Here is a 22,573-nt window from a genome sequence, read left to right as displayed (position 1 = left end):
TTAGCCCTCGATGGGATCCAGACGGGTCTGCAGCCCGGCAACCTTCCCGTACTCGATGAGAGTTCGGTGGGTCGCGAGGTCGAGGAACGCCCCCTCCCTCAGGCTGATTTCCCGGGTCCGCAGTTCCCGCTCACCGGGAACCAGGATCTCGTCCGTGCCTTCCGCACAGGCCCCTGATTTCGTTTGCGCGATCAACCGGTCCACGCGGGCGGCGAATTCCTGGCGCGGGAGGAATCGCCCGGGATCCACGACAAGGAACCAGTGTCCAATGTCCGCAGGCGCCGGGTCGGCGCGCAGGCGTTCGCGGTCGTGGTCGAGGGTGAAGCCGGCCCCGCTCAACACTCCGGACATCACCTCGAGAACCAGGGCCAGTCCGTATCCCTTGTGGCCGCCGATCGGCACCCCCAACCCGGCGGCAAGGTCGGCGAGTTCCGTGGACGGGCGCCCCAACCGGTCGAGGATCCAACCCGCAGGCAGCGGCAGCCCCTGGGCCACCTGTCGGGCGATCCGGCCGCGGGGCGCCACGCTCATCGCGATATCCAGCAGGATCGGACGGTGCCTGCCTGCCGGGATCCCGACGCCGAGCGGATTATTGCCAAAGGTGGGGGTGACCCCGCCGGTAGGGGCCAGGATCGTCGGACCATTGGTCGAGCAAAACCCGATCAATCCCTCGCGCGCCGCCTCCCAGGCGTAATGGCCGGCGGCCCCCAGATGATTGGATCGTCGCACGGTCACCATGCCGAGGCCGCCCGCCTTCGCCTTCCGGATCGCCAGGTCCATTGCCACGCTCGCGGCCCACTGGCCTGGCGCATTGTCGGCATCCAGCACCGCGCTCACCGCGTCCTCGCGCTCCACGCGAAACGTCGGCTGCCCGTTCAGCCGCCCGCCGGAGAGCCGCCGGGCATAGCGCGGAATGCTGTCCATGTGATGCGTCGGCTGCCCGCGGAGGGTGGCCTCGAGTTGCACCTCGGTGACCACGCGCGCCCCCTCCGCCGCGAGCCCGGCGCGTTCCAACGCCTCGCGGCCAAACGCCCGCAGACGTTCCACGGGGATCCGAATCCCCGGGGACGCAGCGCTCCCGGCCACGGGAGGCGGCCCGATCCGGACCCCGCCGGCCCCGGGACCCCGCTCCGCGTCGGGCGCCGGGGCCTCCACAACACCGCCACGGCCCGCCCGTTCGCAAAAGCCCAGTCCGGCGTCGCCCAGGGAGGCGATCGTCTGATGACGGAAATGCAGCCGGAGGTCGTGATCGAGCCCGGCCTGCCGGGCCTGCAACACCACCTGCACGCTGAGCAGCGAATCGCCACCCAGGTCAAAGAAGTTGTCCTCCCTGCTGACGCGATCCACCCGGAGGACGTTGCGCCAGATGTCGGCCAGACACTGCTCGACGGGGGTCCGGGGCGGCAGGAATTCCCGTGACAACACCCGGGATTCACCGTCCGCCGCTGCCGCCGCCTTCACCAGGGCCGGCCGGTCCAGCTTGCCGTTCGGATTCATGGGCAGGCGCTCCAGCACCCGCACCACTGACGGCACCAGCGCCGGGGGGAGCCGGCTTCGAAGCCAGCCCCTCAGGGCGAGACACCAGGCATCATCCGCCGGCGCCGGATCCGTCCGCTCGACAAAGGCCACCAGGCGCGAGGCTCCGGCGGGAGCCGGGGTCTCCGCAACCACGGCGCAGCGCCGGACGTCGGGATGCTCCATCAATACGCCCTCGATCTCCCCGGGCTCGACCCGCACCCCGCGCACCTTGACCTGCAGGTCGCGTCGCCCAAGAAACTCCAGGCAGCCGTCGGCACGCAACCGGCCGAGATCCCCGGTGCGGTACCACCGGGTTCCTTCCGGATCCTTCGGATCCACAATAAAACGCGAGGCGGTCAATGGCGGGTCGTTGAGATAGCCCGGGCCAACCCCGCCACCGGCCACCTGGATTTCGCCTTCCACCCCGGCAGGAGCCGGTTCGCCATCGCAGTCCACCACCCGGATGCGGATCCCGGGAATCGGACGTCCAAGCGGCGTCACCGGCCCGCGGTCACCCGCGCCGTCGTCAAGCCGGTGGGCGAGCACGATTCCAGTGGTTTCCGACTGGCCGTACAGGTTGAAAAAGCGGACCCCGCACGGCCAGTGCCGGCGCCATCGGCGCGGGATGTCCATGGGCAGCGGTTCGCTGGCGGACACGACCAACCGCAGCGACCCACCGCCGCCTGACGGTGCTTCCGGCCCCTCCAACAGCAGGCGCCAATGGGATGGAACGAGATCGAGCACCGTGATTCGCTCGCGCCCGACGGTCTCCCACAACGCCGACGGATCCTTCTGCGCCGCCGGTGACGCCACCACAACCGTCGCTCCCAAACACAGGGGCAATGCAAACTGCCGGACCGACGACGAAAAGCCGAACGAGGCGGTGTGCAAATACCGATCGCCCGGACCGACACCCAGCACGCCGCCCAACGCCCCCACGTAGTGGGCAAGGTTGCCGTGCGAAAGAGTCACACCTCGCGGCCGCCCCATCGTTCCCGATGTGTAAATGATGTAGGCCAGATCCTCCGGGCTCGCGATCGGCCCCAGGTCGCCCGGATCCGAACCGGAAGCGCCATCATCCTCAGCCGCCGCAATCGTCCGCACGCCGGGACGGCCATCCTCCGGAAGCGGGCCCGGCGACGCCGTCACCACCACGGACACCCCGGAATCTTCGAGAATCCAGCGGATCCGCTCCCCGGGATGCGAGGCATCAAGTCCCACAAACACCCCGCCAGCCTTCGAGATGGCCAGAAGGCTCACGATGGTGTCGGTGGAACGTGCCATCAGCACTCCGACGCGAACACCAATGCCGACGCCCTCCTCCCGCAGTCGCCGCGCCAGGCGATTGGCTCGCGCATTCAACCCGCCATAGGTGAGCCGCAGGACGCCGTCGTCCACCGCTTCGGCATCCGGCGTCGCCCGGGCGAGCGCCTCGAACTGGTGATGATGGCACACCAGCGACCCCTCCGCCTGCTTCGGGCCGCGTCCGAGAAGGTCCAGCCGGCGGGCTTCGGACTCCGGGATCCGGGTCCAATGGGACACGGAAGTCACCGTTCCCTGCGCCAACCGCTCCAGCATCGCCTCAAAATGAGCCGCGATGCGCCCCACGGTCTCCGGATCGTAAAGGTCGGCATTGTACAGCCAGTTCGCGTCCAGTCCGGAAACGTCCTCCTGCAGATAAAGGGTCAGGTCAAACTTGGCGCCGTGGCGCTCCAGCGTCGTGGGCTGCGCCAGCAAATCAGGCCCCAGTTCGATGGCCTGTTCCCCCCCGGTGCCGGGGAGGTTCTGGAACACCAGCATGACCTGGAAGAACGGCATGCGGCTCAGATCACGGTCCACATGGAGCGCGTTCACCAACCGCTCAAACGGAACGTCCTGATGTGCCAGGGCCTCGAGAAACAGGGAGCGGACCCTGCCCAGCAACTCCGGGAAATCCGGGTCACCGGAAAGGTCTGTCCTCAGGACGAGCGTGTTGGCAAAAAAGCCAATCAGGTTTTCCAGTTCGGGGTGGGTCCGGTTGGCGACTGCAGTGCCCACGACACAGTCCCGCTGGCCCGAATAGCGCGAAAGCAGGGCCTGGAACGTCGCCAGCAACGTCATGTAGAGGGTCGCCTGGTGGCGATGTCCGAGGGCCCGCAGTGCGGCAACCTGCGCCGGAGGGATCCGCCGGTACAGGCAGGCGCCACGGTGGGTCTGGACCGCCGGACGCGGCCGATCCGGCGGGAAGGTGCAGAGAACCGGAGCCTCACGAAGCTGCCGCCGCCAGTAGTCCAGCTGCGCTTCAAATTCCGGACCACAGCACCACTCACGCTGCCAGGCCGAGTAGTCCGCGTACTGCAACGGAAGCGGGAACAGGTCCTGGAGGGCGGTCCACCCGCTGGCGAGCACGCGACAGGTTCTCGAAAGTTCCTGGAGAAAGATCGCCGTGGACCAGCCGTCGAAGACAATGTGATGCACCGTCACGAGCAGCCGGTGATCCCGCGGTGCCGTGGACACAACGGCCGCCCGCAGCAGGGGTCCCGCCGCAAGGTCAAAGGGCCGCTCGAACTCCTCCAGGAGGGCCTGTTCAACCGCCGCCGGCTCCGCGGGCTGAGGAACGTTCAACTCACGCAGTGGGACCGGCACCAGCCCCGGGGCCCCCACGTTTTGGACCGGCTCGCCTCCGACCACGGGGAAGGTCGTGCGCAGGACCTCATGGCGGTCGCGAATTCTGCCCAGCGCTGCCGCAAGGACGGCACGATCGAGGAGCCCGGTCAGGCGCAGCGCGATCGCCATGTGATAGGCGGGCCCGGAATCCACGCGATCGAGAAACCAGAGGCGCTGCTGCGCATACGACAGCGGGAGCGGTGCGGCGCGCGGGCGCCGGCGCAGCACCGCGCGATCCCGGCCACCCACGGCCGTCCCCGTCTCGCCACGTACCAGATGCCAGCCCCCCTCCACCAGCCGGCAGGCCAGTTGCTGGCCGATCTCGCCCACCAGGGCGGCAATCGTCGGCTTCTGAAAGACCACGGCCTCGGACAAGTCCAGTCCGAACACCTCCCGGACCCTTGCCGCCAGCCGGGTCGCCGCCAGGGAATGCCCCCCCAAGGAAAAGAAGTTTGCTTCGGGCCCGTCCGGCCGGACCCCGAGCACCTCCTCCCACAGGCCGGCCAGCCGCCGGTGAACCGGAGTGGCGTCGTTCCCGGTTGAGGGTGCGGGCTCCGGATCGGACTTGGGGGCATCCTGTGCCAGCAGCGCAGCCAGCTCGCGGCGCCGGATTTTTCCGCCAGGGCCCACGGGGATTTCGTCCACGATCCGGATCGGCTGCGGCATCTCGAACGGCGCAAGGCGGCTCGCCAGCCAGGATGGCAACGTCTCCCCCAGCGGGTTCCCCGCCCCGTCGCGATCCCGGTGCCGGGGCACGACCAACGCTGCGGGCAGCTGCCCGAGCACCGGATGGTCCGTCGCAAACACCACGGCCTGCGCAACGTCCGGGTGTTCCCGGAGCACCGACTCCACGTGATGCGGCGATACCTTTTCCCCGCCCCGATTGATGACGTCGGACACGCGTCCGGTGATGAACAGGTCGCCATCGGCATCCAGGTATCCAAGGTCTCCGGTGCGAAGCCACCCGTCCTGAAACGCGTGGGCATCGGCGACGGGATCCTGGTCGTACCCGCAGACGACATTGGGGCCGCGGACCACCACCTCGCCCGGCTGTCCCGGCCCCAGATGGCGCCCCACCGGATCGGCGACGGCCACCTCGGGGCCCGCAGCGCGCCCCACCGATCCCAGCTTGCGCGGATGGGGCGGCAGACGGTTGCTGGCAATTTGTGGCCCGGTTTCCGTCATCCCATAGGCCTCGATGAACGGCACCCCAAAACACGCCTCCATCTCGCGGATCCACGCCGCCGGCATGGGCGCCGAGGCCGAGCGAATGAACCGCAGCCTGCCCTCAGCCGGAACCCCGGGGCCGCCCCGCAAGGCGTCCAACAGCATCCGGTGCATGGCGGGAGCCGCCGAAAACCAGGTCGGCCGGAACTCCTGCAACCACTCCGCAAACCGTCCCGGATCGAAACGTCGCACACACGCCACCGAGCCACCGGCGGCGAGGGAGGCGTACAGAAGGCTCAGGCCGTGAATGTGAAACAACGGCATGATGTTGAGGCAGCAGTCCTCGGACGACAGTTCGAGCACCTCACGAATGCACGAAGCGGCCCGGCAGAGGTTCCGATGGGTCAGCGGCACCCGCTTCGGGCGCGCCGAGGTGCCGGAAGTCGGAAGCAGGAGCGCCACATCGTCCGGCCCGGCCCAACCGGCCCGAATCTCCCGCCGCAGCGGCTCCCCCCGGACGCCCACCGAACCGGCGGCATCGCCAAGCGTCCAGACCGGAATTCCCAGCCGTTGTGCCGCACCGCCCGCGGCCGCATGCCCCGCCTCGGGAAGGAGCACCGCGCAGGGCCGGATTCCGTCCAGGTGCGCCTCGAACTCTGATCGGGAGAGCTCCGGGTTCAGAGGTGCCGCCGTGGCCACCGAGGATACGGCAAGGGACAGCACAGCGGTTCCCGGCCCATCGGGCAGCACCAGCGCCAGCCGGTCGTTCCGTCCGATTCCCTTTTCGTTCAATGCCTGCGCCCAATCGCGGATTCGGCCGGACAGCGTGGCGTGATCCAGCAACGCCCCTGCCGGACCTCGCACCGCCGGGGCGGTGCCTGGCGTCCGATGGCTGGCGATCAAATTCCTCAGCGTCATGTCGCTCGAATCCGACCGCTCGAACCCATGCCGTGCAGCGTTCATTGGAGTGGTGCCAAAACCCGCTCAGCCGGCCTTCACGCCGGGCATCGCAAAATGGATGCGCGCGACCTGCCCGACTGGAAGTGTCATGAGAGGGTCCACCGCGCCGCAGGGTCACGAAACCCGGTGCCGTTCTGCAATCCTTCCGTTGGGGTCCATGGGCGGGTGCTTGCACCGCCAGGACCAGCCGGCCAGGTCGCCACCGGGTGCCTCAGTCCACCCGGTCGTGCGCCCAAGGGTACTTTGCGGATACCCGGAACTCCCGGACGCCTCCCGGAGTGTTGCCCGGGGTCCCGAGAGTCGCGGGATCAAAGGAGGCGCCCGCCTCGCGCAAAATGGTCGCCAGCCATGGGTGCCCAAAGCTGATCCCGGGAAACACCAGCTCGTTGCGGTTGACGTCCAGCACCCGGGTGCGGTCCGCCTCCACCACCACCCGGCGCAACAGACTGAGGGCATCCTGCCGGTGGCGGATGAACTGGGCGATCTCCGATGGAGACCCCCCGGAAAAGCTTTCCGGCGGCCGCTGCGTCATGACCCCGGAAAAATGAACCAGGACCCCTTCGTCGGGCAACCGCTTCGCCATTGCGGTGGAAGTCCGCCGCACGCCCAACTCACGAACCGGCGACGCCCGCCCGAAGTCGCCGCCGAACTCCGTGACGGTCGCCTTCCGGATTGAACCGCGGCCGGTTCCAAGCCTTCACTTGGCCTGCATGAGCCAACCCCGGGTCGGAATCATCATGGGCTCCCAGAGCGACTGGGAGACCCTGCAGCACGCAGCGCAACAACTGGCAGCCCTCGGCATCCCATACGAAGCCAGCGTGGTGAGCGCCCACCGAACTCCGGATCTGCTGTTCGAGTATGCCGAAAGCGCCGCAGGCCGCGGTCTCGAAGTCCTCATTGCGGGAGCGGGTGGGGCGGCACACCTGCCCGGAATGTGCGCGAGCAAGACGGTGCTCCCGGTGCTGGGTGTACCTGTCCAATCCAAGGCCCTCAACGGCATGGATTCCCTCCTGAGCATCGTCCAGATGCCCGCAGGTGTCCCCGTGGGCACGATGGCCATCGGCGTTGCGGGCGCAGTGAATGCCGCCCTTCTGGCCGCGGCCATCCTCGGCCTCCGGCATCCCGAACATCGCACCGCCTACGAAACGTTTCGACGACGACAGACCGACGCCGTCCTGGCCCACCGCAGTCCGGTTCGCCCGGAAGACCGAGCGGAAAACATTTTGCCACAATCGCCTTGAACACCCCGTTGCTGGCGCGTAGGACTGTCGCGTCCCCTCAATGAATCCTTCCGTGTGGAAGGGTTGGCGGGCTTGGGCGGTGCAAACCGTGTGTCACCCCCAAGCCCGCTTTTTTTTCTGCGGTGGTGGGGCGCTTTCCGAGCCGGAAGGAAGCCGGATCCAAGGACAGTCCCTTGATGGATTTCGAACTGGTCGGGCATTTCCACAAGGTGCCCACTCGACGCCGCGGTGTTCTTCAGGGTCTCCGCATCCTTGGGCCGCACCGGGCCGACAACGGTGAACCTTGCCGCTCCCGCCCGGCCACCCTCCACGCGATGTGTACGACGCGGCCCTGATCCTCTGGGCCTTCGGCCCCGGAATCAGACCGGTTCACTCGTCACGATCCGTCCTCAACCCCAATGGACCGGCTGGAGGCTGCGCGATCCGGCTACGGTGCCCCGGATGAGTCAACACGCCGCGCTCGCGACCGTTTCGCTCCTTGTGCTGACCTGGGGATCCGTCCTTGGAATCGCTCCTCGAGCGGTCGCTGCCGACGCGGCAATCCACTCCGAGTCCGCTGGACGGCGGGCCGCGGCCACGACGTTTCCGGGTCTCAACACGTCCAATCAGCGCATGGCGGCACGTCTCGCGCACATCCGCGAGACGGCCGACCCGTCGTCCATGGCCTACCTGACCGACCGTCAAGTGCCGCGCCTGGAGGCCGCCCTCACGCGGGCGTCCAACTTCCAGCAACAGGCGTCGCTCCGATTCAACCTGAGCAACCAGCTCCTGCTTTCGGGGAGAACGGACGACGCGCTGGGTGTCATCCGCGATCTCGAGGGACTGGTGGCCGGGGCGGGCGGCCGGCTTCGGGAAGGACTCGAGGCGGAGCTCCGCATCCGCAAAGCCATCGCGTATCTCCGTCTCGGTGAACAGGAGAACTGCCAGATTGCGGATCTGGACAACGACGGAGACCAGGACGTGTACACGGTCATGGGCGGCGCATTTCCGGGCGACACTTATCGAAATGCACTGTTTATGAACCCCGGAAGCACGAATCGTTGGCTGAAGTTGAAACTCCGCGGAACGGTCGGGAATCGCGCGGCCATCGGGGCGCGGATCCAGGTGAACCTGGACACTCCGACCGGGCCGCGACGCCTCTTCAAAACCGTCAACAGCGGCGCGAGTTTTGGGTCGAATCCCCTGCGACAGGAACTGGGCCTCGGGAATGCGCAAGCGGTGAAGTCCGTGGAGGTCGAGTGGCCGGGCGGTGGCATCCGGCAAACGTTCAACGGGCTTGAAATGGACCGGGCCTATGAACTTGAGGAGGGCAATCCCGTCCCAAAGGCTCTCGAATTGAAGCCCCTGAGGTTGGAGGTTACGGGCCGGCAGTTGCACAACCACATCGGGCCTGCCGGTCAATGAGCGGCACGCGCATGGTCACGGTGCTCATCGCCGATGACGAACCCCTGGCAAGGGAACGGCTCCGGGCGCTCCTGGACCACGAGCCGGAATTCCGTCTGGTCGGCGAAGCCACCGACGGCCTGGAGGCGGTCCGAATGCTCAGGATCCACAACCCCACGATTGCCATCCTCGACATCCGGCTGCCCGGCCTTGATGCCTTCGCGGTTCTGCGTGCCCTCGGAGACCGTACCCGTCCGGCAGTCATCCTGGTCACCGCACACACCGACCGTGCGGTGGAGGCCTTCCATGCGGGCGCGGTGGATTATCTCCTGAAGCCATTTGACACGAAGCGGCTGCGATCGGCGCTGCAGCGCGCCAGGGCCGGTCCAATGCGCTCCCGCAACCCTGCGGGTTCATCAGCGTCGGCGACTGACGGACGCATCGCCCTGCGATCCAACGGGCGCTGGATCGTGATGGATTCCGAAGACATTGAACTGGTCCTCTCCGCCAACATCCACAGCGAGATGATCACCCGGAATGGCGTTTCCCTCCCCGTCAGCGAATCACTGGGGCAACTGGCCAACCGGCTGCCCTCCGACCGCTTCGTCCGCATCAGCCGGTTTGCCATCGTCAACCTGGACGCCGTCTGCTCCGTAACCCCGCGTACGCACGGCGACCAGACACTCGAACTCCGTGGCGGACGCACCCTCACCGTCTCCCGGACCCACCGGGCGGAGGTGCTCCACCGTTTGAACAGGTTGCCGTAACCGGCCCGATTCGAGGTGGGGCTTCGCGGAGCCGCACGCCTGGAGGATCTCCACCTGCCCGGAGTCCCAAGGAAGCGGGCTCAGGGAGAACGCTTCGGGCCATTTTCGTCTGAGCCCGCCGCCGGTGGCTCCTCTTACCGCGATGCAACCGGCGCGCGCCCCCGCAGAAACCGGTCCACGTACTTGCCCAGCAGATCCGCCTCAACGTTGACCCGGTCGCCGATCCGTCGTTCGCACAACGCGGTGACGCCATGCGTGTGGGGAATGATCCAGATGCGAAATCCATTCCGTAGCACCGCGGCCACGGTGAGGCTGATGCCGTCCACAGCCACGCATCCCTTGAAGACCACCTGGCGCCGGATGGCCGCCGGAACGGCGATGTCCAAAACATGGTCCGCGCCGCGCCGTTCCCAGCGGGTGATGGTGCCGGTGCCGTCAATGTGTCCGGTGACAAAATGCCCTCCAAGCCGGTCGCCCACCGCCAGCGATCGCTCCAGGTTGACCTGGGAACCCGGCACGACCGACGAAAGGTTGGTCCGGTCCCAGGTCTCGCGCAGGAGGTCAAAGCCCAGTCGCACCCCGCCGGAGCGGGCGCGGCGATGGACCACCGTCAGGCAGCAACCATTGACCGCAATGCTGTCCCCCAACCGGACACCACGTCCGGCGACCCGGGCGTCCACGGTGAGCCGGATGGCCTTTGCAGGGGTCTCCACCCGGTGGACCGTGCCGGTTTCCTCAACGATGCCGGTGAACATGAGTGATCCGGGTCGAAGCGGCTCAACCGCCGCCCCGGCGACGCCGAGGAGCATGCACGACCAGCGCCTCCAGCAGCAAATCGTCCCCGAGCCGCCGCCACTGAATCGCGTCCAGGCCCGGCATCCGGTCCCGCGTGGCAAATCCGTCGCCGGCCACCGCACGGGGTGCCTCGCGACCACCGATCACAAGGGGCGCCATCACCCAGGAGATCCGGTGGGCCAGTCCGGCTTCGAGGAAGGCGGCATGCACCTCGCCGCCGCCCTCCACCAGCACGCTGGTGACCCGCTCCCGTCCGAGCCGCTTCAGCACCCAACGAAGGTCCACGTGGCCGTTCCGCAGCGGCGCGGTCCACACGACGACTCGCCGCCGCAAGGCCGCCACCCGACCTTCCGGCGCCTCACGGCCCACGACGATCCGCGTCCGGTCCGCAAACGCATCGCATACGACCCGGGCGTCGGCCGGTGTGCGCGCCCGGGTGTCCAGAACCACCCGGAGCCGGCACCCCACCGGAGTACCGCCCCGCCGGAGGGTGAGGGCCGGGTTGTCGGCGAGGACGGTTCCGATGCCGACCAGGATGGCGTCGCTTGCGCGACGCAGCCGCTGCCCGTGCGCCCGGGCCCGCTCGCCGCTCACCCATCGGGACTCACCGGTCCGGGTGGCCAGTCGGCCGTCCAGGCTCATGGCGGCCTTCAGCGTCACCCACGGGGTTTCCCGGCGGATCCAGTGGTTGAAGCCTTCGTTCAGGCGGGCGGCGTCCTCCCCGAGCACACCGGTGGCCACGTCAACCCCCGCCTCCCGCAAGGCATCGAATCCCCGACCAGCATGGCGCGGGTTGGGATCCGTGGCCCCGGCGACCACCCGCCGGATCCCGGCCGCAACGATCGCTCCGGTGCAGGGCGGCGTCCGTCCATGCGTGCAGCACGGCTCCAGCGTGACCACCAGGGTGGCCCCCTCGGTCCGATGGCCGCGGCGGCGCGCCGCCTCGAGCGCCTCGATCTCGGCATGAGGCCCCCCGGCACGCCGGTGCCATCCCTCGCCCAGGACCTCACCGCCACGCACAACAATCGCCCCCACCATGGGGTTGGGTGACGTTTCCCCCAGGGCCCGGCGGGCGAGCCGGAGCGCCCGCCGCATGAGCGACGCTTCGGTCACGGCTCGCGGGTCTCGAACAGGGCGTCCGCGAACTCCCGGGCGTTGAACGGCTGCAGGTCCTCCGGTTGCTCGCCCACGCCGATGAACTTCACCGGGATGCCCAGCTCCTTCTGAATGGCCACGACGGCCCCACCCTTGCTGGTGCCGTCGAGCTTGGTGATGACCAGTCCGGTCAATGCGACCGCCTTGTGAAACTCGCGCGCCTGGTTCAACGCATTCAGGCCCGTGGAACCGTCGAGCACGAGCAGCACCTCATGCGGCGCACCCGGCATCCGCTTGGCAATCACCCGGTGCACCTTCTGCAGTTCGGCCATGAGGTTGTTCTTGGTGTGCAGCCGTCCCGCCGTGTCCACGAACAGCCAGCGGGCCTGTCGGGACAGGGCGGCGCTGACCGCGTCGTGGGCGACCGATGCCGGATCCGCGCGGTCCGCACCCGAGATCACCGGGATCTCCAGACGCTGGCCCCACAACTTGAGTTGCTCGATGGCGGCGGCGCGAAAGGTGTCGCAGGCCGCCAGCATCGCGGGTTCACCCTGCCGTGCCATGCGGTGCGCCAGCTTCGCCGAGGTGGTCGTCTTGCCGGTGCCGTTGACCCCGACGATGGACACCACCGTCAGGCCGTCCGGATGGGACTTGAGGGACGGATCCGCCCCCTCGAGGGCGCGGGTCACCTCGCCGATCGCCACCTCGACAAAGTCGAGTCCCGACTTTCCCTGGGTCTCAAACGCGGTGCGGGCCGCGCCAAGGATCTGCTGGGTCATGGCAACCCCGAGATCGGCGCGCAGGAGGGCCGTCTCAAGTTCGCCGAGGTTCTCCGCCGTCAACCGGGGAGACCGGGTGACGATGCGCCGGATCTCATGCGAGAGCGACGAGGTGGTCCGGCTGAAGGCCGCCTTGAGTTTGTCGAAGAATCCCACGGGGTGATGCAATGGAGGTTCAGGCCGCCGCCACCGGAATCGGGCACCGCTCGCGGAGGGAACGGACCTGCGCATAGGGCAGGCGCACCCTGCCGATCAATCGCTCCCCACGGGCCATGCCATGGCAGTCGCTCCCGCCTGTCGCCACCAGTCCCAGCTGGGTGGCGACCCGGGCGTAGCTTTCGGACGCCGCCGCCGAGTGCCGCGTGTGCCAGCACTCCAGTCCGTCCAACCCCGCAGCCGCGAGCGCCGGCAGAAGGGTATCGGCGCGGTAAAGGCCCGGATGCGCCAGGACCGCCACACCGCCCGCACCGTGGATGAGATGGATCGTTTCCTCAACGGACCGGGCCGCCTTGGGCACCCAGCCCGGACGTCCCTTCTTGAGGAACCGCTCAAAGGCGGTGTCGTAGTCCACGCAGAAGCCGCCTTGCACCAGGGCCCGCGCCACGTGGGGCCGCCCCGGCGTCCCGCCATCCGCCAGAGCCAGCACGGCATCCGCCCGGAGATCCACACCCCTGCGGTTCAGGCGGTCCACCATCTCAAAGATGCGCTGCGTGCGCCCCTCCTGAAACTCCGTCAACCGCGCCTGCAGCAGGGCCGATGCCGGATCCAGCCAGTAGCCCAGAATGTGAAATTCGCGATCACCCAGTGCCGCGGTCAATTCGGCTCCCGGGATGAATTCGATCCCGCGTTCCGCGCAGGCGGCTGCCATCCGGCCGCATCCTGCCAGCGTGTCGTGGTCCGTCAGGGCAACGGCGTGCAACCCCGCGGCAGCCGCCCCGGCGGCAAGGGCTTCCGGAGTGTCGGTGCCGTCGGAGAACCGGGTATGCAGATGCAGGTCGGCCACGCGCGCCTCGGAACTGGATGCCGTATCCATCAGGCTTCGGACGGCTCCTTGGCGGTCCGCGCCGGCCGCAGGATGGTGGACTTCACCTTGTCGAGGATCCCGTTGACGAACTTGCCGCTCTGGTCGGTGGAGAACTTCTTTGCGAGATCCACGGCCTCGTTGATGCTGACCACCGGCGGGATGTCATCGCGATGCAGCATCTCGTAGATGGCCAGTCTCAGGATGGTGCGGTCCACGGCGGCGATCCGGTGCAGGTCCCAGTTTTTCGCAAACCGGCGGATGACCTCATCGGCCTCCTCCCGGTGCTGCAACGCCCCGGTGATCAGGGCGTCGGCAAACAGGCGCAACGCCTGCTCGTCCGGCCCTGGCGGGGCGACCGCCACCGGCTGACCCCAGGTCGGCCCCGGGTTGCGGTCCAGTTGGAGGTGCAGGCGGTGGGCATCCCAGAAATGATCCAGCGCCACCGGAACACTCTCCGGAGGATTCAGGTCGCACTGGAACAGGAACTGGATGGCGCGCTCGCGCGCCTCCCGGCGTTTCCGCATGGCGGCAGAATGCGGCCCGACCGCCGGCAGTGGGAAGGGGTTTGTGCGGGCCGTCGGCAGCGTCACCGTCACTTCACGCCTCCCCATGAACGCCCGTTTCCTCCAGAATCCCGTCGCCGATGGAACTGAGGGAGTTTGCCGGGCGGGTGCTGTTTGCCCGGACGCTGGAGGACAAGCTCCGGAGTCCGGACACGCTCACCGACGCGCATCCCGGCCCCGCCATCGAGGTCCCCGACGCTCCCGGACGGCCGGAAGGACTGACCTTCAAGCGCTCGGGGGCTCCGGGGACGCCCAGCCCGCCCGCGCACCGGCTGACGGACGATCGGGACCGGGGACGCCTGCTGCACTTTTTCGCCAACCACGAACTGCTGGCCACCGAACTCATGGCGCTCGTGCTCCTGAGGTTTCCCGACGCGCCGCCCGCCTTTCGCCGCGGCGTGCTCCAGACGCTCCGCGACGAACAGGAGCACACGCGCATGTACCTGCGCCGGATGGAAGCCCTCGGGGTGGCCTTTGGGGAGCTCCCCGTGAGCGGATACTTCTGGCGCACGGTCGCCCCGATGGCGAGTCCGCTGGACTTCGTCACCGGCCTGAGCCTCACGTTCGAGCAGGCCAACCTCGATTTCTGCCGCCATTTCGCCCGGTGCTTCACGGAGGCCGGGGATCGCGGAACCGCGGCGCTGCTGGACCGGATCTACCGCGATGAAATCGGGCACGTGGCCCATGGGTTGAAATGGTTCCGACAATGGAAGGATCCGGCGGAGGGCGATTGGGACGCCTACTGTGCCCGGTTGCGGTTTCCCCTGTCCCCCGCCCGGGCCCGCGGCATCGGGTTCAACGCCGAGGGCCGCCGCGCCGCCGGACTGGACCCCGGGTTCATTGACCGTTTGCGGGTCCATGCCGCCTCAAAGGGCCGGACGCCGTCGGTCTTCGTGTTCAATCCCTTCACCGAGGAACGGATCGCCCACGGACCCGGCTACGCGCCGCGACGGCCGGCGGCGGCGCTTGAACGCGACCTCGAAAGCGTGCCGCAATTTTTGGCCCGTCGGGACGACATCGTGCTCGTGACCCGCACTCCCTCGCCCGGCTTCCTTGCGGGCATCCAGGCCGCGGGGTTTCCCCTGCCCGAATTTATCGAAATCGCGGACGGACGGATCCCGACCGGTCATCCGATTCGAGACCGCAAACTCGGCCGCCTGCGGCCATGGGCGTGGGGACCCGACAGTGAGGCGTTGCTGGAACCCTTGGTGAACCAATTGACCACGCCGCAGGACACCGTGCAGCCCGATGGCGGCGCACCCGGGCGGACCGCATTGTATTCCAAGGCGTGGAGCGCGGAATTCCTCCGGGAGTTCCTCGGATCTCCCGCGCTCCAGGAAGCCGACGTTCCAGCCGCGGAATGGCTCAGCCCGCCGGAGACCGTGGGCGTCCTGAGCGGATCCGAGGGGGACGCCCTGGAGCGGATCGCGACCCTGCGTCGCGCCGGGTTTCCAAGGGTGGTCCTCAAGGAACCCCTGGCACTGGCGGGGCGCCGGATGTTGCTCGTCGAGGAACCCGTCGTCTCGGAGAACCAGCGCCGTTGGATTCAACGTGCCCTGGCCTCGGGACACGGCGTGGTGGTGGAGCCCTGGCTGGACCGCGTCGCCGATTTCGCGGTGCAGTTTGAGCTCACGCCGGAAGCCCTCCGATGGGTCGGCTTCACCGGACTGACGAACGATCCCCGGGGCCGATTTGTCGCCAGCCGGGCGGAACCACGATTCCGCACGCGCCCACCCTCCGACGTGCTGGGATTTCTGCCCGACTTCGGGAAGCACCACGGCCGGATCCCGAAGCTGTACGCGACGCTGATGGCAACCCTCGAGCCGCGACTCCGGGCGCTGGGCCACACCGGACCGTTGGGGGTGGATGCCCTCGTCTATCGCGATGCGGACGGCCGCCATCGCCTCAAACCCGTGGTGGAGATCAACCCGCGGTACACCATGGGGCGGCTCACGCTTGAGCTCATCCGCCAGTCGGCGCCGGGAATCCATGGCGTCCTGGAGCTGATATCACGGGCCCGGGTCCACGCCGCCGGATTCCCGAGCCTCGCCGCGTGGGCTCGCGAACGTGCGCAACGCTTTCCGATTGAGATGGGCGGTCATCCCGAGCCGCGACTGCGGGCCGGCCTCCTCTGCCTGAATGACCCGGAAGCGGCCACGGAATGGCTGGCCGTGTTCCACGCGGGCAGCCCGGACCTCGCGGCCCGGCGGTCCCTCCTCGGGCGGAAGGACGCGACAGGCGATCACCCCACCGCCGCCGCGATCTGCTCCGCGGGATAGGTCCAGATCTCGGCCAGGGTGGGATGATAGTGAGGCAACGCAGCCAGGGCTCCTGCCGACATGCGTGCCGCCAGCGCCACCATCACCTCATGAATCAGCTCGCCGCCCTGGGGTCCCACACAGGCGCCGCCGAGCAATTCACCGGTCCGGCGCCGTGCGATGAGCTTCACGAACCCATGCCGCGCCCCCAGGATCATGGATTTGCCGTGGTCATTGAAGGGATACGTCGCCACCAGCAGATCCTCACCAGCCTCCCGCGCCGCCGCCTCCCCAAGGCCCACCGTCGCCACCTGCGGCTCGGTGAAGACCACGCTCATGAGCAGCCGGTAGTCCATCGGCTGCCGGGCCCCAAGGATGTTCCGTGCGGCCACTTCGCCCTGCTGGACTGCCAGGTGCACAAACTCGTGGGGACCGCAGCAATCGCCGGCCGCATAAATGTGGGGGGCGGTGGTCTGCTGCAGGGCATTGGTGCGGATCAACCCCGAGTCCTCCACCGCCACACCGGCCGCTTCCAGGTTCAGATCCGTCATCGGACGGCGTCCCAACCCGTGAAACACCGCCTCCCCCTCCACCTCGCGGACCGTTCCCGCCTGTTCGAACCGCGCGCGCACCCCGCCACCGACACGGGTCACCTCCTGGAGTTGCGTGCCCGTGTGCACGGTCAGACCCTCGTCCCGCAGTGCCGACTCCAGCTCGCGCGCAACATCCGGATCCGTGCCGCGCAACAACTGATCCTTGCGCTGCAACACCGTGACCCGAGTGCCGAGGCGGGAGAAAAACTGGGCAAACTCCAGGGCCACGGCACCGCCCCCGAGGACGATGAGCGAGCCAGGGATCTCGCGGATCCGAAGGGCCGAGTCGCTGTCCAGATACCCCGCCCCGGCAAGCCCCGGGATCGGGGGCGGCGCAATCACGGAGCCGGTGGCCACAACGAAATGGCCGGCGGAGATCCGAAGGTCCGGGGTCACCTCCAGCGTATGGGGGTCGAGGAAGCGGGCGTGCCCGCGAAGGAACGCCCACCGACCCGCCTCAAGCTGCTGACGCCTGTAAGCGGCGAACTCCCCGATGAGCGCGTCCTTGCGGGCCATCAATTGTGCGGCGTCCACCGCGACCTCCGGCACCGTGATGCCCCAGGCGGCCGCCTCCCGGATTCCCTCGCGCAGTTCTGCCGCATGCAGCAGGGCCTTCGTCGGCATGCAGCCGCGCAGGATGCACAACCCGCCCACCTCCCCGGCGCCCTCGACCACGGCCACCGTTGCCCCCCCATCCGCCAGGGTGCGCGCCGCCGCGTAACCGGCGCTGCCGCCGCCGATCACCACCACGTCATGCTGAAGGGATTCCACGTGCGGCAGCATCCGGCCGGTCCGGGCTGGTTCCCAAGCGCGCGGAACCCGAATTGACGCCAGCCACATCTGATCAACTGTCTCTCGTTCTCCGAACTTATGGTCATTACGGTTCCCCTGTGCGCCGCCTTCTGGCAGATGGTGTCCACCCCCGAGCCCCCTCAACTGGGCCCCGGCCCCCGCCCCGGCGTCCTCGAACGCCGCGAAATCGAGTCGCGGCTGGACCGCTTCGTCGCGGACCACGAACTGCCGGCCGACGCCGCGCTCCGGCTCCGGGCCACGGCCCTGCTCTACCACGATCAGCACGACCCGGCACACGACCTCGTCCAGGATCTGTCCGATGGCGACGGCGCGTTGATCCACGCCATGCTGCACCGGAGGGAACCGGACTATTGGAACGCCAAATATTGGTTCCGTCGCGTGGAGGGGCATCCGGTGTACCTGTCCCTCGGACGCCGCATCTCCGCGACGCCCGACGCGCCCGAGAGCCCCTCCCTCGTCCGTGAACTGACCCTTCCCGGGGCGTTTGATCCGTTTGCCTTCGTGGACCTCTGCGAACGCGAGCAGCGCAGTCCGGACGATGCGCCTGCGGTCCGGTGGTTGCGCGGGGTCCAGCAGGCGGAATTCGAGGAACTGGTCCGGCACCTGTCCGCCGTCTGAGAGCCGCCACTGCGGCGATCGCGGCGCCGGAACAACGACGCCGGTCCTTGCCGGGGTCCGGTGTCGGGGGTAATGGGACCCGGTCGGATGCGTGACCCGTCGCGGTCACCGCTCCGCGGTCCCTCGAGTGAACGAACTGCTCACCGTCCTCACCGCCGTCCTGCCCGTCTTCTGCCTCGTGGCGACCGGGGTGGCGCTCCGACGGGCCGAGTGGCTCACCCCGGAGGCCGACGCCAGCCTGATGCGCGTGGTCGTCAACGTGCTCACCCCGGCGCTGATCCTCGACGTCGTGCTGGGCAACGCCGCGCTGCGCCGGCCCGAAAACCTCGTGCTGGCACCATTGCTCGGCTTCGCCGAGGTCGCGGGCGGTGTCGGACTGGCATGGCTCGTGCGCCGCCGGACCGGCCTGGTCTCCGACCGGGAGCAGCGAACGTTTGCCGCGACCACCGGAATTCAGAACTACGGCTACGTGCCGCTGCCCCTCATCCTGAGCCTGTTTCCCGGGGACACCGCCGGCGTGCTTTTCGTGCACAACCTGGGTGTGGACATCGGTCTCTGGACCGTCTGCCTGGTGGCCCTCGGCCATGGGACGCTCCGCGAGTGGCGCCGGCTGGTCAGTCCTCCACTGATCGCCATCGTGCTTGCCCTGGCCCTGAACGCCCTGGGGGGTGACCGCTACCTGCCTGGCTTCCTCCGCAAGACCGCGTCCATGCTCGGGGTCTGCGCATTCCCGCTGGGCATCGTGCTCATCGGCGCCACCATGTCGGACTCCGCAGCGGATCTCCGGCGCCACATCGGGGGGCGAATGGCCGCCTGGGCGGCGGTGCTTCGACTCGGAGTGCTGCCCGCCATCCTGCTGGTCGTGGCGTGGCTGGTGCCGTCGCGCGAGTTGAAACAGGTCCTCGTCGTGCAGGCGGCCATGCCCGCGGCGGTGTTTCCCATCGTCCTCGCCCGCCACTACGCCGGAGACCCGCCCACAGCCGTCCGCGTGGTCATCGCCACCAGCCTCCTAGGCTTCCTCACCATGCCCCTCTGGCTTCGGCTCGGCATGCGCCTTCCCGGACTTTGAAGCCGCCAGCCGGGAGCGACGCACCGCGCTGCGCAGCCCCTGGATCAGGCCGGCAAGGTTGTGCGGACGCGCCTCGACCGCCGGCTGCAGGCCCAGCGCCGTCACCGCTCTCGTGGTTTCAGGTCCGATGGACGCCAGTCTCAGGCCGGGTCGCCTGGCGCAGACAGCAGGCAGATCAAAGCGCGCGTGGAAATTCTCCACCGTCGAGGCGCTGGTGAAGGTGATCCAATCCGCACCGTCCTCCTCGAAGCGGGCGACCGCACCATTGGCGTCCGCAGTTTCCGGCACGGTCCGGTAGCACGCGACGTCATCCACAATGCCGCCTGCCTCCTCGAGGCGGGCGACGAGATCTGGATTGGCCACCTCGGCGCGCAGGCAAAGAATGCGCAGGTTCTCGATGCTCTCCTTCTCCCCAATGGCCGCGGCCACACGCGAGGCCACGTATTCCTGGGGCATCGCGTCCACCGCCAGGTGCAGCTCCCTGAGCCGCGCGGCCGTCGCCGGGCCCACCGCCGCGATGCGGGCCATGCCGAGCGCCCGGACGTCGTCGTAGGCCTTGAAGAAATAGTCGAAAAAGGCGGTGACCCCGTTGGGACTGGTGAACACCAGCCAATTGTATTCCCCGAGCCCGGCAATCGCCTCGACCAACGGTCCGAGCGCTTCAGGCGGCTCAATGCGGATCGTGGGGATCTCCAGAACCTCCGCACCGAGCTCGGCCAGCTGCCGTCGCAGGTCGCTGGCCTGCTCGCGGGTCCGGGTCACCACGATCCGTTGTCCAAACAGGGGCCGGCGCTCGAACCAGTCCAGCGTGCCACGAAGCGTCACCACGTCGCCGATCACGATCACCGCCGGCGCGGCGAACCCCGCCGTCGCCGCGCGGGCGGCGATATCCGCCAGGGTGCCGACCAGGGTCTCCTGACGTCCGGTGGTCCCCCAGCGCACCAGGGCCACCGGGGTGCCCGCGGCCGCGCCATGCGTCAGCAGCCCTGCGGTGATGTCACCCAGGCGCTCGATCCCCATCAGGATCACCCGCGTGCCGTTGAGCTGCGCGATCTGGCCCCAATCCAGCCGGGACTCGGGCTTGCCGGGGTCTTCGTGCCCGGTGAAAACGTGAAAGCTGGAGCAATGCTCGCGATGAGTCAGGGGAATCCCCGCATAGTTCGGCGCGGCCGTCACGGAGGAGATTCCCGGGACCACCTCAAACGCAACGCCCGCTGCGGCAAGTTCCGCCGCCTCCTCGGCACCCCGCCCAAAGGTATAGGGGTCACCACCTTTCAACCGGACGACCACCCCGCCGGCGCGTGCCCGATCCACGAGCAACCGGTTCAAGTCCGCCTGCGGAACGGCGTGGTCGCGGGATCGTTTGCCGGCGTAGATGCGCTCTGCGGATGCCGGCGCGAGGCGGAGCAGGTCGGCATTGACGAGGGCGTCGTACACCACCACCGAAGCCCGCCCCAGGAGTTCGGCCCCGCGGCACGTCAGCAACCCCGGATCTCCGGGCCCTGCGCCCACCAGGTACACGATGCCATCGGCAGATTGCGAACTCACGGACGCGACCCTATCGCCGTCCCACATCGGGAACAATCTCCACAGCCGGGATCGCCTCCAGGTTGCGGGGCGTTTCCGATGGGTGGGGATGGGCTCCTGCGCGTCCCAAACTTCCTCCGAAGGACGCATGGAGTCGTCGCGGGGATCGCGGGAAGCACCGGGGTGGCAGTGCTTCCCACGTTCCCCAACACTCGTTCACGGGCGCGGCGGAATGGATCAGGGTCACGGGTGGAACGCGACCCTACCCCTCGCTTGTCCCTCCTGCCTCCTGTCCCTCCTCGGTCCGGCCCCTCACCGGAGTTTGGGGAGCCAGGGGGCCAACCGCTGCTCCACCCGCTCCGCGATCTTCGCATAGCCGCGCTCGTTGGGATGGATCGGATCCGCCATCAGCTCCGGACGAAACATCACTCCGTCCAGCAGATCGGGCACAAGGAGGACCTGACGGTCCCGGGCCAGCCGGTCAAACGCCTTCTGATTCCGATCCCGAAGGGACGCACTACGGATGCCCAGGAGCACCACGAAGGATCCCCCGTGATGGAGGCGCTCAATGATGGCATCCAGATTGGACATCATTTCGGCCGAGGACTGCTGTCGGAGGACGTCATTGCCGCCCAGGCACAGCAGCACCACCCGCGGCCTCAGAGCGACGACCTCGTCCACCCGCGCCAACCCCTCCCCGGTGGTCACGCCGCCGCGCCCGAGGTTGACGATGGGTATGCCCAGCCGGCGGGACAACTGGGACGGATAGTCCCCCCCCGGTTCCGCCCCATGCCCCTCGGTAAGACTGTCCCCAAAGGCCACCCAGGGGCCCGTGGCGCTCGGAGGGAAGTTGGTGAGTCGCGGCGCGGTGGGGCGCAGCACCATCACCCCGACGAGAGCCGCGCCGCCAAGGAGGACCATGAGCCAGAAGGATCGGCGCTTCATCGGAACCACCTCGACTTGAATCCCTGCCAGGCACGGATCACGGCGGCGTTCCCCGGCGGCGAACGCTCCTGTTCCAGTGGAGGATCCAACGGAATGCCACGGGCCTGGTGCCACTGCTGGAGGAAGAGCCGGTCTGGAATGTCCCGGGCGCGCACAGTCTGCTTCATCCGCCAAAGCGTCTGGGGGGAAGCAAAGGGAATCGGGACGCCATCCAGCTCCACCACCACCGCCGTTGGAGCCGCCGCGGCATAGTCCACCCCGCAACCGCTGCGCATGAGGTCCACCAGAAACTCGTCCCCCACCCTGACGACCCCGTATTCCCCGACCTCCCCGGGCCGCAGCTCCCGCGCAGCCTGGTCGGGAAGGCTCAGCAATCCCTCAATGACCCGGGCCTCGTTGACCGGGCCCGTCTCGATCAACAGGTCTACATCCATCGTGTTGCGGGGAAAACCCGCGGCGCGAATGGCGAATCCACCGATCACAACGTAGAGGGCTCCGGCCGCGTTCAAAGCGCGACACAGGTTGACCAGGTCCTCCAGGGTCGGCTCCCGACATTCCGGTGGCCTTAGCGGCGGGGTTGGGTCAGCTTCTGCCATAGCCAGGCATCCGCCTCCTCGTGGGTGCGAAAACGGTACACACCCCGCGGCACGCGCAATCCGCCGACCGCCTGCTTCCAGGCCCGCGCATTCTCCACGCGCTGGGATCCGCCCAAGGCCAATGCGTCAGTCGGCGGACGACGGCGACCCACGATTTTTCCCGGAATCTCCTCGAGATTGACGATGGGATCCGTGGGTGCTGCCGCTGACATAGCT

Annotated in this window: 18 protein-coding genes; 6 read left to right on the top strand and 12 right to left on the bottom strand. The window is 68.4% G+C overall.

From position 1 onward, the window contains the following. Both KF791_09150 and KF791_09145 read right to left on the bottom strand, forming a co-directional pair. Positions 1-6,249: an amino acid adenylation domain-containing protein gene (locus KF791_09150; protein MBX3732749.1), complete on the bottom strand. Its 6,249-nt coding sequence runs from the start codon at positions 6,247-6,249 to the stop codon at positions 1-3. Between the two features lie 253 nt (positions 6,250-6,502). Further along, positions 6,503-6,874: a hypothetical protein gene (locus KF791_09145; GenBank protein ID MBX3732748.1), complete on the bottom strand. Its 372-nt coding sequence runs from the start codon at positions 6,872-6,874 to the stop codon at positions 6,503-6,505. A 127-nt stretch (positions 6,875-7,001) separates the two neighbouring features. Here KF791_09145 and purE point away from each other — a divergent pair, with 127 nt between their 5' ends. The 3 genes from purE to KF791_09130 all read left to right on the top strand — a co-directional run bounded on the left by purE (position 7,002) and on the right by KF791_09130 (position 9,682). Continuing rightward, positions 7,002-7,532, top strand: a complete 531-nt coding sequence (gene purE, locus KF791_09140; protein ID MBX3732747.1) for a 5-(carboxyamino)imidazole ribonucleotide mutase — start codon at positions 7,002-7,004, stop codon at positions 7,530-7,532. Positions 7,533-7,973: 441 nt separating this feature from the next. After that, positions 7,974-8,936: an ASPIC/UnbV domain-containing protein gene (locus KF791_09135; GenBank protein MBX3732746.1), complete on the top strand. Its 963-nt coding sequence runs from the start codon at positions 7,974-7,976 to the stop codon at positions 8,934-8,936. Further along, positions 8,933-9,682, top strand: a complete 750-nt coding sequence (locus KF791_09130) for a response regulator transcription factor (protein MBX3732745.1) — start codon at positions 8,933-8,935, stop codon at positions 9,680-9,682. Before KF791_09135 ends, KF791_09130 begins: the two co-directional genes overlap by 4 nt. Before the next feature lie 134 nt (positions 9,683-9,816). Here KF791_09130 and KF791_09125 read toward each other — a convergent pair whose 3' ends face one another. From KF791_09125 to nusB, 5 genes are read right to left on the bottom strand one after another with little or no spacing between them, the layout of a single operon-like run. Further along, the gene (locus KF791_09125; protein MBX3732744.1) at positions 9,817-10,437 is read right to left on the bottom strand and encodes a riboflavin synthase; all 621 of its coding nucleotides are present in this window, start codon (positions 10,435-10,437) and stop codon (positions 9,817-9,819) included. 22 nt (positions 10,438-10,459) lie between these two features. Further along, on the bottom strand, positions 10,460-11,572 hold the full coding sequence (gene ribD / locus KF791_09120) for a bifunctional diaminohydroxyphosphoribosylaminopyrimidine deaminase/5-amino-6-(5-phosphoribosylamino)uracil reductase RibD (GenBank protein ID MBX3732743.1): 1,113 nt from the start codon (positions 11,570-11,572) through the stop codon (positions 10,460-10,462). Between the two features lie 14 nt (positions 11,573-11,586). Then, positions 11,587-12,507 (bottom strand): signal recognition particle-docking protein FtsY, encoded by a 921-nt coding sequence (gene ftsY, locus KF791_09115; protein ID MBX3732742.1) that lies wholly within the window; start codon positions 12,505-12,507, stop codon positions 11,587-11,589. A gap of 19 nt (positions 12,508-12,526) precedes the next feature. Next, a complete protein-coding gene (locus KF791_09110; protein MBX3732741.1) occupies positions 12,527-13,384 on the bottom strand; it encodes a PHP domain-containing protein in 858 nt (285 codons plus the stop codon). Beyond that, positions 13,384-13,899: a transcription antitermination factor NusB gene (nusB, locus tag KF791_09105; protein MBX3732740.1), complete on the bottom strand. Its 516-nt coding sequence runs from the start codon at positions 13,897-13,899 to the stop codon at positions 13,384-13,386. The genes KF791_09110 and nusB overlap by 1 nt, the downstream gene beginning before the upstream one ends. Before the next feature lie 119 nt (positions 13,900-14,018). Here nusB and KF791_09100 point away from each other — a divergent pair, with 119 nt between their 5' ends. Further along, on the top strand, positions 14,019-16,217 hold the full coding sequence (locus KF791_09100) for a DUF455 family protein (GenBank protein ID MBX3732739.1): 2,199 nt from the start codon (positions 14,019-14,021) through the stop codon (positions 16,215-16,217). Here the strand turns inward: KF791_09100 and KF791_09095 are convergent. After that, a complete protein-coding gene (locus KF791_09095; protein MBX3732738.1) occupies positions 16,181-17,572 on the bottom strand; it encodes an NAD(P)/FAD-dependent oxidoreductase in 1,392 nt (463 codons plus the stop codon). The genes KF791_09100 and KF791_09095 overlap by 37 nt on opposite strands. Positions 17,573-17,659: 87 nt before the next feature. On the opposite strand from KF791_09095, the gene KF791_09090 reads away from it, so the two are divergent. Together KF791_09090 and KF791_09085 are read left to right on the top strand one after the other, a co-directional pair. Next, positions 17,660-18,220 (top strand): hypothetical protein, encoded by a 561-nt coding sequence (locus tag KF791_09090; GenBank protein ID MBX3732737.1) that lies wholly within the window; start codon positions 17,660-17,662, stop codon positions 18,218-18,220. A 127-nt stretch (positions 18,221-18,347) separates the two neighbouring features. Continuing rightward, positions 18,348-19,289, top strand: coding sequence for an AEC family transporter (locus tag KF791_09085; protein ID MBX3732736.1), 942 nt, complete (start codon positions 18,348-18,350; stop codon positions 19,287-19,289). Here KF791_09085 and cobA read toward each other — a convergent pair. From cobA to KF791_09065, 4 genes are all read right to left on the bottom strand, one after another. Continuing rightward, positions 19,230-20,864 carry a uroporphyrinogen-III C-methyltransferase gene (cobA, locus tag KF791_09080; GenBank protein ID MBX3732735.1) on the bottom strand — a complete coding sequence of 545 codons (1,635 nt, stop codon included), beginning with the start codon at positions 20,862-20,864 and terminating at the stop codon, positions 19,230-19,232. The genes KF791_09085 and cobA overlap by 60 nt on opposite strands. Positions 20,865-21,128: 264 nt before the next feature. After that, entirely contained in the window at positions 21,129-21,761 is a 633-nt protein-coding gene (locus tag KF791_09075; protein MBX3732734.1) for an arylesterase, read from the bottom strand. Then, entirely contained in the window at positions 21,758-22,357 is a 600-nt protein-coding gene (locus KF791_09070) for a hypothetical protein (GenBank protein MBX3732733.1), read from the bottom strand. Before KF791_09070 ends, KF791_09075 begins: the two co-directional genes overlap by 4 nt. Further along, on the bottom strand, positions 22,327-22,569 hold the full coding sequence (locus KF791_09065; GenBank protein MBX3732732.1) for a hypothetical protein: 243 nt from the start codon (positions 22,567-22,569) through the stop codon (positions 22,327-22,329). Before KF791_09065 ends, KF791_09070 begins: the two co-directional genes overlap by 31 nt. Between the last annotated feature and the right edge of the window lie 4 nt (positions 22,570-22,573).

Source organism: Verrucomicrobiia bacterium (genome assembly GCA_019634635.1).
In the GTDB taxonomy this organism is placed as follows: domain Bacteria; phylum Verrucomicrobiota; class Verrucomicrobiia; order Limisphaerales; family UBA9464; genus UBA9464.
Note: the sequence above shows the minus strand (reverse complement) of the source record. Positions and strands in the feature narration are given on the sequence as shown.

Excerpts from the sequence above, each read along its gene's own strand:
- KF791_09100 (MBX3732739.1), top strand. The coding sequence starts at position 14,019 with ATGGAACTGAGGGAGTTTGCCGGGCGGGTGCTGTTTGCCCGGACGCTG.
- KF791_09130 (MBX3732745.1), top strand. The coding sequence starts at position 8,933 with ATGAGCGGCACGCGCATGGTCACGGTGCTCATCGCCGATGACGAACCC.
- KF791_09145 (MBX3732748.1), bottom strand. The coding sequence starts at position 6,874 with ATGGCGAAGCGGTTGCCCGACGAAGGGGTCCTGGTTCATTTTTCCGGG.
- KF791_09095 (MBX3732738.1), bottom strand. The coding sequence starts at position 17,572 with ATGCTGCCGCACGTGGAATCCCTTCAGCATGACGTGGTGGTGATCGGC.
- KF791_09075 (MBX3732734.1), bottom strand. The coding sequence starts at position 21,761 with ATGAAGCGCCGATCCTTCTGGCTCATGGTCCTCCTTGGCGGCGCGGCT.
- purE (MBX3732747.1), top strand. The coding sequence starts at position 7,002 with ATGAGCCAACCCCGGGTCGGAATCATCATGGGCTCCCAGAGCGACTGG.
- nusB (MBX3732740.1), bottom strand. The coding sequence starts at position 13,899 with ATGCGGAAACGCCGGGAGGCGCGCGAGCGCGCCATCCAGTTCCTGTTC.
- KF791_09135 (MBX3732746.1), top strand. The coding sequence starts at position 7,974 with ATGAGTCAACACGCCGCGCTCGCGACCGTTTCGCTCCTTGTGCTGACC.
- KF791_09150 (MBX3732749.1), bottom strand. The coding sequence starts at position 6,249 with ATGACGCTGAGGAATTTGATCGCCAGCCATCGGACGCCAGGCACCGCC.
- KF791_09065 (MBX3732732.1), bottom strand. The coding sequence starts at position 22,569 with ATGTCAGCGGCAGCACCCACGGATCCCATCGTCAATCTCGAGGAGATT.
- KF791_09070 (MBX3732733.1), bottom strand. The coding sequence starts at position 22,357 with ATGGCAGAAGCTGACCCAACCCCGCCGCTAAGGCCACCGGAATGTCGG.
- KF791_09125 (MBX3732744.1), bottom strand. The coding sequence starts at position 10,437 with ATGTTCACCGGCATCGTTGAGGAAACCGGCACGGTCCACCGGGTGGAG.
- KF791_09110 (MBX3732741.1), bottom strand. The coding sequence starts at position 13,384 with ATGGATACGGCATCCAGTTCCGAGGCGCGCGTGGCCGACCTGCATCTG.
- cobA (MBX3732735.1), bottom strand. The coding sequence starts at position 20,864 with ATGTGGGACGGCGATAGGGTCGCGTCCGTGAGTTCGCAATCTGCCGAT.
- KF791_09090 (MBX3732737.1), top strand. The coding sequence starts at position 17,660 with ATGGTCATTACGGTTCCCCTGTGCGCCGCCTTCTGGCAGATGGTGTCC.
- ribD (MBX3732743.1), bottom strand. The coding sequence starts at position 11,572 with ATGCGGCGGGCGCTCCGGCTCGCCCGCCGGGCCCTGGGGGAAACGTCA.